Annotated in this window: 8 protein-coding genes and 3 pseudogenes; 7 read left to right on the top strand and 4 right to left on the bottom strand. The window is 69.8% G+C overall.

What is annotated here, in order from left to right; translation table 11 throughout:
• A partial coding sequence (locus FXN61_RS39635) for a sulfite exporter TauE/SafE family protein (RefSeq protein WP_167979032.1) occupies nucleotides 1-631 on the top strand: 631 nt, incomplete at its 5' end.
• 103 nt (nucleotides 632-734) lie between these two features.
• Entirely contained in the window at nucleotides 735-1,004 is a 270-nt protein-coding gene (locus tag FXN61_RS39630; protein ID WP_167979033.1) for a metal-sensitive transcriptional regulator, read from the top strand.
• Nucleotides 1,005-1,020: 16 nt separating this feature from the next.
• Here FXN61_RS39630 and FXN61_RS39625 read toward each other — a convergent pair whose 3' ends face one another.
• From FXN61_RS39625 to FXN61_RS39615, 3 genes and pseudogenes are all read right to left on the bottom strand, one after another.
• Nucleotides 1,021-2,967: an ABC transporter ATP-binding protein gene (locus FXN61_RS39625; protein ID WP_167979031.1), complete on the bottom strand. Its 1,947-nt coding sequence runs from the start codon at nucleotides 2,965-2,967 to the stop codon at nucleotides 1,021-1,023.
• Nucleotides 2,968-2,987: 20 nt separating this feature from the next.
• Nucleotides 2,988-3,577: pseudogene (locus FXN61_RS39620) on the bottom strand (TetR/AcrR family transcriptional regulator).
• Nucleotides 3,578-3,703: 126 nt separating this feature from the next.
• A complete protein-coding gene (locus FXN61_RS39615; protein WP_167979030.1) occupies nucleotides 3,704-8,683 on the bottom strand; it encodes a non-ribosomal peptide synthetase in 4,980 nt (1,659 codons plus the stop codon).
• 146 nt (nucleotides 8,684-8,829) lie between these two features.
• On the opposite strand from FXN61_RS39615, the gene FXN61_RS39610 reads away from it, so the two are divergent.
• Nucleotides 8,830-10,056 carry an aldehyde dehydrogenase family protein gene (locus FXN61_RS39610; protein ID WP_167979029.1) on the top strand — a complete coding sequence of 409 codons (1,227 nt, stop codon included), beginning with the start codon at nucleotides 8,830-8,832 and terminating at the stop codon, nucleotides 10,054-10,056.
• A 3-nt stretch (nucleotides 10,057-10,059) separates the two neighbouring features.
• A pseudogene (locus FXN61_RS56715) lies at nucleotides 10,060-10,458 on the top strand (aminopeptidase P family N-terminal domain-containing protein); the annotation flags it as partial.
• On the opposite strand, the gene FXN61_RS51140 reads toward FXN61_RS56715, so the two are convergent.
• Nucleotides 10,440-10,610 (bottom strand): hypothetical protein, encoded by a 171-nt coding sequence (locus FXN61_RS51140; protein ID WP_223165807.1) that lies wholly within the window; start codon nucleotides 10,608-10,610, stop codon nucleotides 10,440-10,442. The pseudogene FXN61_RS56715 and the gene FXN61_RS51140 sit on opposite strands and share 19 nt — an antisense overlap.
• A 26-nt stretch (nucleotides 10,611-10,636) precedes the next feature.
• On the opposite strand from FXN61_RS51140, the gene FXN61_RS39600 reads away from it, so the two are divergent.
• From FXN61_RS39600 to FXN61_RS39585, 3 genes and pseudogenes are all read left to right on the top strand, one after another.
• Nucleotides 10,637-11,227, top strand: coding sequence for a M24 family metallopeptidase (locus FXN61_RS39600; protein ID WP_167979028.1), 591 nt, complete (start codon nucleotides 10,637-10,639; stop codon nucleotides 11,225-11,227).
• Nucleotides 11,224-12,551 (top strand): annotated as a pseudogene (locus tag FXN61_RS56710) (DegT/DnrJ/EryC1/StrS family aminotransferase). Before FXN61_RS39600 ends, FXN61_RS56710 begins: the two are co-directional and overlap by 4 nt.
• On the top strand, nucleotides 12,548-13,121 hold a 574-nt coding region (locus FXN61_RS39585; protein WP_167979025.1), incomplete at its 3' end, for an iron-containing alcohol dehydrogenase. The pseudogene FXN61_RS56710 and the gene FXN61_RS39585, both read left to right, overlap by 4 nt.

Raw genomic sequence — 13,121 nt, 5'->3', positions numbered from 1 at the left:
CTTCGTGGGCGGACTGGCCGGCGGCCACCTGCCCGGCCGGCTGCTGATGGCCGCGTTCGCGGTCGTGATGGTCGCCACCGCGGTGGGCATGCTGCGTGGTCGCAGGCACGTCGCGCCCATGTCCGCGCACACCGACTTACCGGTGGGCAGGGTGCTCCTGGACGGCACCGTCGTCGGCATGGTCACGGGTCTGGTCGGCGCGGGCGGTGGGTTCCTGGTCGTTCCCGCACTGGCGTTGCTCGGCGGGTTGCCCATGTCCGTCGCCGTCGGCACGTCGCTGCTGGTCATCGCCATGAAGTCGGTCGCGGGCCTGATCGGCTACCTGGCCGCGGTACCGATCGACTGGGCCCTCACCGGTGCGATCACCGCCGCCGCGGTCGCCGGCAGCCTCATCGGGAACCGGCTGGTGACCCGGATCCCAGCGGACGCGCTGCGCCGGGGGTTCGGCTGGTTCGTGCTGGCCACGGGAGCTTTCGTGCTGGCCGAGCAGGCCCCGGACCACCTACGCGTCGCCGCGCTCCTCGCCGTCGCCGGCATCGGCATCGCCGTGGGCACGTGCCTGGGGTTCGTGCCCCGCTGCCCGCTGCGGCACATCGGCACCACCGGATCCCGTGCGACGGCCGGGACGTGAACCGGACGCTGCGCGGGCCCGGAATGTCCACGGCCCGCGCAGCGCTGCACCATTGCAGTACCCGCCGGGGTATCACCCCGGAGGTGAGGAGAGGATGAGCGGCATGCAACTGGAGAACACCCAGGTCGTCGGCGACGTCATCAAGCGACTGCGCCGCGCCGAGGGCCAACTGGCCGGCGTGATCCGGATGCTGGAGGCCGGCCGGGACTGCGAGGACGTCGTCACCCAGCTCGCCGCCGTCTCCCGCGCCCTGGACAAGGCCGGATTCGCCATCATCGCCACCGGCTTGGAGCAGTGCATCACCGCCGGCGAGAACGGCAACAACACTCTCGACCGCGCGAAACTGGAAAAACTCTTCCTCTCCCTGGCCTGAGGCCAGAGCAAACGGCTCAGCCAGGCACCTCGTCCAGGTACGCCTTTGCCTGCAACGTGAACAGCTCGGCATACCCGGCCTTGGCCGTCATCAGCTCCTCGTGCGTTCCGTATTCGGCGACCTTCCCGTGCTCCAGCAACAGGATCCGCTCCGCCTGCCGCACGGTCGAGAACCGGTGCGAGATGTACAGCGTCGTCCGGCCTTCCGACAGCTCCCGCAGTCGCGAGAACAGGTCGTGCTCGGCCCGCGCGTCCAGCGCCGACGTCGGTTCGTCGAGCACCAGGATCGGCGCCTCCCGCTGGAACGCTCTGGCCAGCGCGATCTTCTGCCACTCACCGCCCGACAGGCTGACACCCTGATCGAACCAGCGGCCGAGCGGGCTGTCGTAACCCCGGGGCAGCCGCTCGATCCGCTCGTCCGCGCCGGCGCGGCGTGCCGAGCCCTCGATGTGCGGCCGGTCTTCGAGCCGCGTGAGGTCGCCGAGGCCGATGTTCTCCGCGGCCGTGCCCTGGTACGTCACGTAGTCCTGGAACATCGCGCTGATCCGCGTGCGCAGCTCGACGGGGTCGTACTCGCGGATGTCGACGCCGTCGAGCAGGATGCGGCCGCCTGTCGGGTCGTAGAGCCGGCAGAGCAGCTTGAACAACGTCGACTTGCCCGCGCCGTTGCGGCCCACCACTGCCACCGTCTCGCCGGGCCGGATCTCGAAGCTGACGTCGTCCAGGGCGGGCTCCTCGGCGCCGGGGTAGCTGAAGGTCACCGAGTCGAACTCGATGTGACCCTCCACTGTGGACGGCATCGGCCGGGGTGACGCCGGCGCCGTGATCTCCGGCTTCGTGTCCAGGAACCGGTACAGCGTGTCGAGGTAGAGGTTGTTCTCGTACATCCCCGAAAACGCCGTGAACAGCCCGGACACCGACGTCTGCACGGACGCCGCCGCGGCCGTGTACAGCGCCAGGTCTCCCAGTGTGAGCCGTCCGCCGACCGCTTCCAGCGCGATGTACAACGTGATCGCCGAACCCGCGAGCGTGCTCAGCAGCCCCCAGGACGTCGAGCTGATGTTGCGGTTGATCGTCAGCTTCCGCTGTCGCTCGTAGGAAACGGTGCCGAGCCGGCGGAACCGGTCGACGAAGTACGGGCCGAGCCCGAACAGCTTCGTCTCCTTGGCGTAGGTGTCCGTTGTGACCAAAGAGGACAGATAGTCCATCCGCCGCTTGATCGGCGACATCATGAAGGTCAGCCAGAACGCGCGCGTGCCGTACTTCGACTGCGAGATGAACGCCGGGATCGGCGCCGTCAGCGCGACCAGGGCCAGCAGCGGGCTGATCGAGACGAGCAGTGCGACCATGCTGCCGAACGTGATCAGCGTCCGCAGGAGCCCCAGCGCGGAGTTCATCATCGACAGCGGCCGCGTCGGCGCTTCCTGCGCGGCCTGACGCAGCATGTCGTACGACGTCGAGCCCTCGAAGTACGAGAGGTGCAGTTCGCTGGCGTGCGCCATCACCTGGTGGCGGATGGTCAGCGTCATGCGTTCCTGCAGCAGCGACTGGGCGATCGACGTCAGCGCGCTGCTGATCGCGGTCGCGCCGAGCACGCCGAACTGGAGCAACGCGACGTTCACGATGTCACGCGTGGTGCCGCTGTGCTGGATCGCCGCGACGACGGAGTCCAGCAGCAGCTTCGCGATGTACGCGGTCGCGGTCGGCAGGAGCCCCGACAAGAGCGTGATCAGCGCCAGGAGGATGGTCAGGATCGGGCTGGCCTGCCACGTCAGCTTCGCGACCTTGGGCAGACCGCGGACGGTGCCCGCCACGGACGTCTTCGCGCGCTTCAGCCGGGAGCGCAGATCCTTCGGTTCGTCGTCCTGCTTCGGTTCGGGAATGTCGACCGGTCCGGTGAGCCCGCTGTCCGGCACGGTCGTGGCGCGCCGCCGGCGGCCGCGCCGGCCCACCATGAACTCCATGCCGCCCCCACCGCCCGGCATCATCCAGCCTCCACGGCGCCGTGGAGGAAGAAGTCGACCACCTGGCGCGTGGTGGGCGCGTCGACGTCCGGTGCCAGCCGGCGGCCGCCGAACAACAAGGTCAGGAAGAGGGCGGCGAGCTGCTCCGGCGGCAGCCGCAGCCGATCCTTTTCCGGCGTGAACAGCTCGACCATCGCCTCTCGGATGGCGGCCATCGACTCGCGGCGCCCGCCCTTCCCGGTGCCGTTCTTGTCCTTGAGGCGCTGTCCGGGGTCGCGGTGCTTGAATCGGCCGGACGCGTGCAGCGCGCCCATCAGCGCACCCATCCGCTCGAGGTGCGCGCCGAGCGCTTCGGCTGCTTCGACGAGCCGGTCTGCCAAGGGCTGGTCAACGGGGATTTCGGCGATCGCGTCGAGCACGTGATCGGGCTCAGCGCCTCGGCCGTGCAGGCGTCGAACAGCTCGTCCTTGTCCTTGAACGCGCGGAAGATGGTGCCCTCGCCGATGCCGGCGGCGCGGGCGATCTGGCTGCTCGTCACGTTCGCGCCGTGCTCCATCAGGAGCGGCAGCACCGCGTGGACGATCATGGCGCGCCGGTCTTCCGCGCTCATGCTCGGCGCTCTTCGCCGGGTTTCGGATGCTGGTGTCATGCACCCATGTTGCGGAGTGAGCGCTCACTCCGTCAAGTGACAGGGACCTGTGGCCGTCGACGGCCACAGGTCCCGATCTCCGGCGCTCTAGTTCCCCGCCACGGGTGCGCCGTCCAGCTCCTCGGCGGAAGCCAGCTCGGCGATGGCCTGCGCGAAGTCGACGATGCGCTGGTCACGAGCCAGTTCCGCGGCCAGCTGCGCGCACGTCGGCAAGGTGAAGACGTCGCGCACCGAGAGCGCCACGTCGAACGTCTCGTTGAGCTTGTTCGCGTAGCGGGTGCCGGTGAGCGAGTCGCCGCCCAGCTGGAAGAAGCTGTCGTGCGCCCCCACCTCGGGCAGCTGGAGCACCTCGGCGCACACGCCGGCCACCAGCGCCTCGACCGGGCCGCACACCTCCTCGGAGGTGGACGACGTCACCAGGGCGGCCTGCGCGGTGAGTGCCCGCCGGTCCACCTTTCCGTTACCGGTCAAGGGGAACGACTCCAGCTCGCGGATGTCCGCGGGCACCATGTAGGCGGGCAGCTGCGACCTCAGGAAGTCCGCGATCCCGGCGGACCCCACGACGAAGCACACCAGCCGTTTGCCGCCGCTCGCCGAGTCCGCCGCGACGACCACGCAGGACTGCACGTCCGGGTGGCGCTCCGCGGTCGACTCGATCTCGCCGAGCTCGATCCGGTGGCCGTTGACCTGCACCTGGAAGTCGTCGCGGCCGAGGATCTCGATCGTGCCGTCCGGCAGGTAGCGGCCCAGGTCACCGGTCGCGTAGACCCGCTCGCCGGTGGACGGCAGCCGGAAGAACCGTTCCCTGGTGCGCTCGTCGTCGTGCCAGTAGCCGTGGGCGAGGCCGACGTCGCTGCCGACCACGATCTGGCCCGGCACCCAGGTCGGGCGGTCCTGCCAGCGCTGGTCCAGCACGTGGTAGCGGTGGTTGGCCATCGGCGTGCCGTACGGGATGGACGTCCAGTCCGGCGACACCTCGCCGATCGGGTACACCACCGACCAGCAGATCGTCTCGGTCGGTCCGCCGGAGCCGATCACCCGGACCGGCGGCGCCAGCGCGCGGAGGCGGTCCGGCAGGGTCAGCGGGATCCAGTCGCCCGCCATCACGACGGTGCGCAGCGAGTCGAGATCACCTGGCGAGGCGTTGTCCACCAGCAGTTCCACCAGTGCGGGCACCGAGTTCCAGAACGTGACACCGTGCTCTCGCACGAGATCCAGCCAGTGTGCGGGATCCGGCTGCTCATTCGGTTCCGGCACGACCGCGCACCCGCCCGCGGCGAGCACGCCGAACAGGTCGTACACGGACAGGTCGAAGTGCAGCCCGGAGATCGCGAACGCGCGGTCGCCAGGTCCGACGCCGAGCCGGGAGTTCATGTCGGAGAACATGTTCACCACACCGCGGTGGTCGACCATGACGCCCTTCGGCGTCCCGGTCGAGCCGGAGGTGTAGATGACGTAGGCGAGGTCGGTGGCCGACTGGACGCTCTCCAGCGGCTCCTCGGACTCGCCGTCGAAGTCGGGCACCGTGAACGTCCGGACGTCGTCCGGGAACTCTCGCAGGCCCTCCGCGGTCAGCACGAACCGGACCTCGCCGTCGCGCAGCAGGAAGCGCAGTCGCTCGTCCGGCACGGACGGGTCGATCGGCAGGTACGCGGCGCCGGACGCGAGCACGCCGTACACGGCCGCGTACTGCTGCCAGCCCTTCGGCAGCACGACGGCGACGAGCTCGTTCGGCTGTGCTCCCGCCGCCCGCAGACCGCGCCCGACGCGCGTGGCGCAGCGGCGCAGGTCGTCGAACGACAGCGTGCGGCCGGGAGAGATCACCGCGGGGGAGTCCGATTCGGACAGCAGCTCGTGCAACAGCACGTCCTGCACCTCGGCGGCGGTGCGGTTGACCGACTCGCGAACCGCGATCTGCTCGGCCGGCACCAGTTGCGGCAGTTCGACGTGCCACTGCGCCTCGTCGTGGACGAGCCGCTCGATCAGCCGCACGTAGGCGGCGAACATCGCGTCGATCAGGCCCGGCGGGAACATCGCGTCCAGGAAGTCCCACTTGAAGTGCAGGATCCCGTCGATCTCCCGGATCTGGAAGTCCAGCAGCACCTGCGGGGTCTGCGAGATGCCGTACGTCTCGCGGCCCAGCGCGGAGACCTGGCGGCGTGGCGGGTGGCCCAGCAGGCTGGTCACGACGATCGGCATGGCCGGCCGGAGTCCGGCGAACTGCTGCTGCCGCAACAGCTCCCGCAGCACCTGCACCCCGTTGAAGTGCCGGTGCTCCAGGTCGCTCCACATCTGCTCCTGGATGTCGCGCGCGCGTTCGGCGAACGTGCCGTCGGTCTTCTCCACGGCCACCAGGAGCGTGTTCGTGAAGTCGCCGAGCAGCCGGTCGATCTCGCCGTGCATCGGCAGCCGGTCGAAGATGGGGAAGTTGATGGTGAAGCGGTCGTTCTTGCACCACGTCCGCAGCACCTCGGCGAACGCCGCGACGAGGATGCCGGACGGCGTGACACCGGCCTTCTTCGCCCGTTCCTTCAACAAGTTCCACTCGTCGGGCAGCACGTCGTGCGCACGCCGGTCGAACTTGACCTCCCCGCGCGGGTTGCTCACCAGCGGCAGATCCGGCGCGGCGGGCAGGTTCGGCACGCGCGACACCCAGTACTCGCGCGAGCGGCGATAGGCTTCGGAGTTCTCCAGCGCGGCCTTGGACTGCAGCACGTAGTCGCGGAACGTGATGTCCAGCGGCGGCAAGTCCGCGTCCGGGTTCTCGTAGAGTTCGATCAGATCGGGGAAGAGGACCTGGAACGCACTCCACGCGTCCATGATCAGCAGGTCGATGCCGACGTGCAGGCGCACCTTGCCGTTGCCCAGCAACGTGAGCCGGATGTCGTAGAGCGGCCACCGGTCGGAGTCGATCACCTGGTGCGACATCTCCTCGCGGGTGGCGAGAGCGTGCGCCTCCGCCTCGTCGGAGGGCAGGTCACGCAGGTCCGCGACGCGGATGTCGTCGCAACCGGTCTCCGGCAGGACTTTCTGCGTGCCGTCGGGCAGCACGATCGCCCGCAGCATGTCGTGCCGGCGCACGAGCTTCCGCCACGCCGCGCGGAACCGGTCGACGTCGAGCCCGTCGCGTTCCCACTCGAAGTAGCCGTGGCAGCCGACGTTGCCGAAGTCCACCGCGTCGCCACGGCCGATCCACAGCGCCTGCTGCGTCTCGGTGAGCGGGAACGGCTCGTACCTGTTGGCTTCGTCGGGCGCGACGACCGGGAACTCGTCGGGTGCGGCGCCCTGCGCGCGCAGCGTCTCGACCTTGCGCGCGACCTGCGCGATGCTCGGCCCTCGCACGAGATCGGTCAGCCCGAGCTCGGCCCTGCACTCCTCTCCGATCCTGGTGAGCAGCCGGATCGCGCTCAGCGAGTCGCCGCCGAGGTCGAAGAAGTTGTCCAGCACCCCGATCTCGTCGACCGCGAGCACGTCGCACCAGACGGCGGCGAGCGCGCGTTCCAGGTCGTCCCGCGGCTCGACCAGCTCGACCCCGAGATCCGGCCGCGTGCGCGGTGGCGGTGGCAGCGCGTCCCGGTCGATCTTGCCGTTGGCGGAGATCGGCATGTCCTCCACGACGACCAGCACGGCCGGCACCATGAAGTGCGGCAGCTGTTGCCGCAACGCCTTGCGTACTGCGGACAACAGCGGCGGTGCGGCGCGGTCGGGTTCGATGTAGCCGACCAGCTTGCGCTCGCCCTCGACCTGCTCGTACGCGGTGACCGCGGACTGCCGCACACCGGGCTGCTGGGCGAGCACGGACTCGACCTCGCCGAGGTGCACCCGGTAACCGCGGATCTTGACCTCGTTGTCGGTGCGGCCGACGACCTCGACGATGCCGTCCGGCCAGCGCCGCGCGACGTCACCGGTGCGGTAGAGCACCGGGTTCGGGTCGTCGTCCAAAGGGTTCTCGAGGAACTTCTCGTCGTTGGCCTCCGGCCGGTTGAGGTAGCCCTGCGACAGGCTCGCGCCGGACACGAACAGCTCACCGGGCGTGCCCGTGGGCACCGGCTGGAACTCGTCGTCGAGCACGTGCACGCGCACACCGGGCACCGGAAGTCCGACGGGCGGCGCGCGGTGAGCGCGTTCGTCGTCGGTGAGCGTCCGGCCGATGGCGGACAGGTTGCACGTGGTCACGACCGTCGCCTCCGACGAGCCGTACACGTTGACCACCTCGAACGGCAGGTGGTCGGGTGGCCAGCTGCGCAGCCGCTCACCCGCGATGCGCACGTTGCGCAGCTTGGTGTGCACCGGCCAGTCGAGGTGCCACGTCCGCTCGGCCGTCGCGGTGAGCAACAGGGCGTGCGTGATCTCCTTCTCGACCAGCCAGTCCTTGAGCGCCTCCGCCTTCGCGGCGATGTCGGACGGTGGGATGCAGACCGCTCCGCCTGCGGCGAGCACGGGGAAGCAGTCGACCTCCACCAATCCGGCGCCGGGCGAGGAGAGCCACGTGCCCCGCGTGTGTGCGGTGATCCCGCACTGGTCCCGCAGGGTGGCGATGAGAGTCCTGAGTGGACCGTGCCGCAACAGCACCGCTTTGGGCACACCGGTCGAGCCGGACGTGTAGGCGACGTGGCACACCGTGTCGTCGTCGACCTCGGCGCTGGGGTTCACCTCGGGCGCGTTGCGCCACTCGTCGCCGTCGGTCAGCACGACAGGGAAGTCCCGGTCGAGGATGATCCGGTCAGCGAGCTCGGACCGGGTGACCAGCGCGACCGCCTCGGCGTTGTCCAGCATGAACGCCAGTCGCGCCTCGGGGTACTCGGGGTCGAGCAGCACGGCAGCCGCGCCCAGTTTGAAGATCGCCAGCTGGGCGACCAGGCTGGGCATGCCGCGTTCCAGGCACAGCCCGACCCGCGAGCCCGCGGTGACCCCGAGCCCGCGCAGGTGCTGCGCGAGCCGGTTCGCGTACCCGTCCAGGTGGGCGAAGTCGAGTTGCCGGTCGTCCTGCTCCACGGCGGTCGCGCGGGGGTCACGGCGGGCCGCCTGCTCTACGAGCTCGTGGAAGTACAGCTGTCGTTCCCGCACGACGTTCCACCTTTCGCACACGGATTCAGTGCGCCGCAACGTATGTCCGCGCAGTTAGCGCGGAGTTACGCGAACCGGGGCCGTAACTGGGGGCTAACTGCGCGCCCATACGGTCCGGCGACATGCCGAGGAAGGGGGTGGTGGTCGTGAGTCCGACACCTGACACGGCCTCCCGCTTGGACGTCATCTCCACTATCTGCCAACGGTTGCTGGACGAGGCCGCCGGGCTGGAGGACGCCGCCGTCGACCTGCTGCCCTTCCCGCGCCAGGTGATCCGCGCCGACCTGGCACTCGCGGTGAGCAGGCTGGAGGCGTTCGCGGGCATCATCCCGAGACTGGCGGGACGAAGGCCGCTGGGGCGGGTGGCGCTGGCACTGCCCGGCAACGCGATCCTGAGCAACCCGCTCGCGACGATCGCTGCGTCGCACCTGACGGGCAACAAGACCCTGGTGCGCCTGCCGCGCCGGCGCCGCGCCTGGGCCGAGGTCCTCAGCGGGCTGGTGGGAGACGTGGCCGAGTTCATCGACCACGACGGTGCCGGGTTCCTCTCGTACGCCATGCACCAGCCCGAGATCGACGCGCTCATGGCGTTCGGCGACGACGCCTGGGCCGCCGGCTACGAGACGCTCGCCCGCGTCACCGGCACGAAGCTCATCTTCGAGGGGCCGGGCAAGGACCCGTTCCTGGTGCTGTGCCCGGCGCTGGTGGACGAGGCGGCGCGGGCCGCGGTCGAGGCGGGCACGTTCAACGCCGGGCAGGCGTGCACCTCACCGGAGCGGTTCTACGTGGTGTCCGCCGCGTACGACGACTTCGTCGAACGCGTGACCGATCTGGTGCGGGAGCTCAACGCCGGTGATCCGAAGGACGCCGAGACGCAGATCGGACCGCTTGCTCCCGTTGTGGCGCAACGGATCGAAGAACAGATGCAGGACGCGGTCGGCAAGGGCGCCGTGGTGCTCAACACCGGGTTGCGCAAGCCGATGAACGTCAACGGCGAGGAGCGCGTGCTCGTGCCGCCGATCGTGGTGGCCGGAGCGGACCACCGGATGACCGTCATGCGCGAGGAGACGTTCGGGCCGGTCATCGCTATTCAGCGGGTCGGTTCGATCCCCGAGGCGCTGGAGCTGGCGGAGAGCTCGCCCTACGGGTTGTCCGCGACCGCGTTCGGGCGGGTCGCGGGCGTCGCGGAGCGGCTGGAACGCAGCCACGGGCAGGTGTTCATCGAGGAGACCTGGCTGTCCCGGCGGCGCAAGAGGCCGCTCGCGCCGTACGGAGGGCGCCGGCGGTCGGGCTGGGTGTGGGAGTGGCAGGACGAGCAGTTCGTGCGGCGCGACGGCCCACGACACAACTTTCTCGAGTTCAGCAGGAGCTAACACATGCGCGACAACGACAACCTGGCGTTCTCCCTGGACGAGTACCGGGAACGACTGGACACCGTGCGGAAAGCAATGGCCGAGCGGGGTGTCGACATCGCCCTGGTCAGCGTTCCCGAGAACATCTACTACCTCACCGGTTACACGACCCTCGGCTACTACATGTACCAGGTGCTGATGGTGCCGGTGGACGACGAGCCGCTCCTGCTCACCTACCGCGAGGAGCGCATCAACGTCGAACGCCTGTCGTGGCTCGACCGGCACGTCGACTACACCGTCACCGACGACCCGGTCCAGGTCACCGTGGACACGGTGCGCGGCCTCGGGGTCTCCGGCAAGACGCTGTCCATTGAGGAGAGTGGCTACTTCTTCCCGATCCGCACCTACCGCAAGCTGATGGAGTCGCTCGGCGACGTGCGGTGGGTCGACGGCACCGGCCTCGTCGAGTCCGCCCGGCTCGTGAAGTCCGACGCCGAGCTCGGGTTCATCCGGCAGGCCGCCGACGCCGCCATGGCCGGCATGGTCTCCGCGCTCGCCGAGGCACGGCCCGGCAAGACCGAGAACGACGTGGCGGCCGCCGGTGTACTCCGCGACGCTGCGGCACGGCAGCGAGTACCCCGGCAGCCCGCCGTACGTCATCAGCGGCGAGCGGTCCGGCCTGCCGCACGGCACGTGGGAGGGACGCGAACTGCGCGACGGCGACATCGTGTTCCTCGAGTTCTCCGGCTGTGTCAAGCGGTACAGCGCAGCGAACATGCGCACCGCGTTCATCGGCACGCCGCCGCGGCCGGTCACCGGGCGCGCCGACGCCGTGATCGACGCGCTGGAGACCGCGATCGCGACGATCCGTCCCGGTGCGACGTCCGGCGAGGTGGACGCGGCCGCGCGCAAGGCGATCCTCGCGCACGGGTTCGGCGACCACACGCACGAGACCGGCTACTCGATCGGTGTGTGCTACCCGCCCGGCTGGAACGAGAGCCACATCATGAACCTGCATCCCGGCGACGAGACGGTGTTGCGCCCCAACATGGTGTTCCACCTGGTGCCGTCGCTGATCGTGCCGGAGCTGAACGGGCACGTCGGGTTCAGCGAGACCGTCGTCGTCACGGAGACGGGCTGCGAGGTGCTGACCGACAAGCGGGTGCCGCGTGAGCTGCAGGTGCTGTCGTGAGCGCGCTCGCCGTGCTCGGTGGCGCTCCGGCGGTGCCGCACGGCGTCGACGAGAGCCGCTGGCCGATCGTGGAGGACCGCGACGTCCAAGCCGTCACCGACACGCTCCTCAGCGGGAAGTTGAGCTGGCTCAACGACACCAGGGTCCCCGAGCTGGAACGGAAGTGGGCAGCCTACGTCGGCGCCGAGCACTGCATCGCGGTCAACAGCGGTACCGCGGCACTGCACGCCGCGGTGGCCGCGGCCGGCGTCGGTCCCGGTGACGAGGTGCTGGTGCCCGCGCTGAGCTTCCTCGCATCGGCCACCTGCGTGCTGCACCACCAGGGCGTCCCCGCGTTCGTCGACATCGATCCGGACACGTTCACCATCGACCCCGCCCGGCTCGAGGAGAAGCTCACCGACCGCACCAAGGCGATCATCGCCGTGCACCTGCACGGCCTGCCCGCCGACATGGATCCGATCACCGAGTTCGCGCGCAAACACGACCTCGTCGTCATCGAGACGCCGCGCAGGCGCACGCCGCCACCTACCGCGGCCGCCGCACCGGGTCGCTGGGCGACCTGGCCGCGTTCAGCGTCATGGCGGGCAAGAACCTCGCCACGGCAGGAGAAGGCGGCCTGCTCACCACGTCGTCGCCGCACCTGCGCAACCGCGCGGACGCCGTGAAGATGTTCGGTGAGACGATCGGCGCGAACGGCAGCCGCGACTACAACGCGCACACGATGGGCTGGAACTACCGGCTCAGCGGCATCGTCGCCGCGTTCACCAGCACCCAGATCGACCGGCTGGACGACTACACCGCGCAGGTGCAGCAGGGCGCGCGGACGCTCGCGAAGGCGCTGGCCGACGTGCCCGGCGTGCGGCCACCGCACGTCCCGGACGACCGCACGCACGTCTACCACCACTTCCGGGTGCTGTTCGACGGTTCGGTCGCGGGCCTGCCGAACGGCCTGTTCCGCCAAGCCGTCCAGGACGCGCTGCTGGCAGAGGGCATCGGCGTCATGTCGTACCAGAACCGGCCGCTGCCGGGGCAGACGCTGTTCCAGCAGAAGACCGGCTACGGCCGGGGCTGTCCGTGGACGTGCGGCCAGACCTCGCGCGACCAGTGCTACCGGCAGGAGGACTACCCGGCGACGCTGGAGGTCATCCGGTCGTCCGTGGTGGTCGGCAAACGGCTGTGCATGGCGTCGTTGCGCGACCCGGACTCGGTCGAGCGCTATCGCGACGCGTTCACCAAGGTCCTCTCCAACATCGACGAGCTGCGTGCGTACGCGTCGACGATCGACTACGTCGAGCCGTGGCAGCGGGAAAGCAGGTTGTGGTGAACTTCTTCCACCTCGTGCCGCAGATCCACTACGGGCCCGGCGCTGCCGGTGCTGCCGGTGAGGCGTTGCGCTCCCTGGGTGTCCGCCACGTGCTGGTGGTGACCGACCAGGGCGTGCTGGACGCGGGCGTGATCGACCCGGTGCTGAAGTCCGTCAAGGACGCCGGCGTGTCCTACACGGTGTTCTCCGACCTGCGCACCAACCCGACCGAACAGCACGTTGCCGGGGCCGCCTACATGTACAAGACCCTGGGCTGCGACGGGATTCTGGGCGTCGGCGGTGGCAGTTCGCTGGACGTGGCCAAGTCCGCGGCCGTGATCATCGCCGATGGAGGCTGCATCACGTCCTATGAGGACGGTGACCGTGCGGTCACCGGAACGCCTCCGCCGCTCGTCCAGGTGCCCACCACCGCGGGCACCGGAAGCGAGGTCGTGGCGGGCGCGATCATCACCGACAGCAAGCGGGCGTTCAAGATGCACGTCGTCGCGACGCCCGCGCAGGTCGCGCTCTGCGACCCCCGGCTGACCCTGACCCTGCCCGCCGGCCCCACGGCGGCGTCCGGCATCGACG

Origin of the sequence: Lentzea indica, from assembly GCF_012184385.1 — a bacterium.
In the GTDB taxonomy this organism is placed as follows: Bacteria; Actinomycetota; Actinomycetes; order Mycobacteriales; family Pseudonocardiaceae; genus Lentzea; species Lentzea indica.
The sequence above is the reverse complement of the archived record's forward strand: the minus strand, read 5'-3'. Positions and strand labels throughout refer to the sequence as shown.

Excerpts from the sequence above, each read along its gene's own strand:
- FXN61_RS39625 (WP_167979031.1), bottom strand. The coding sequence starts at position 2,967 with ATGGAGTTCATGGTGGGCCGGCGCGGCCGCCGGCGGCGCGCCACGACC.
- FXN61_RS39630 (WP_167979033.1), top strand. The coding sequence starts at position 735 with ATGCAACTGGAGAACACCCAGGTCGTCGGCGACGTCATCAAGCGACTG.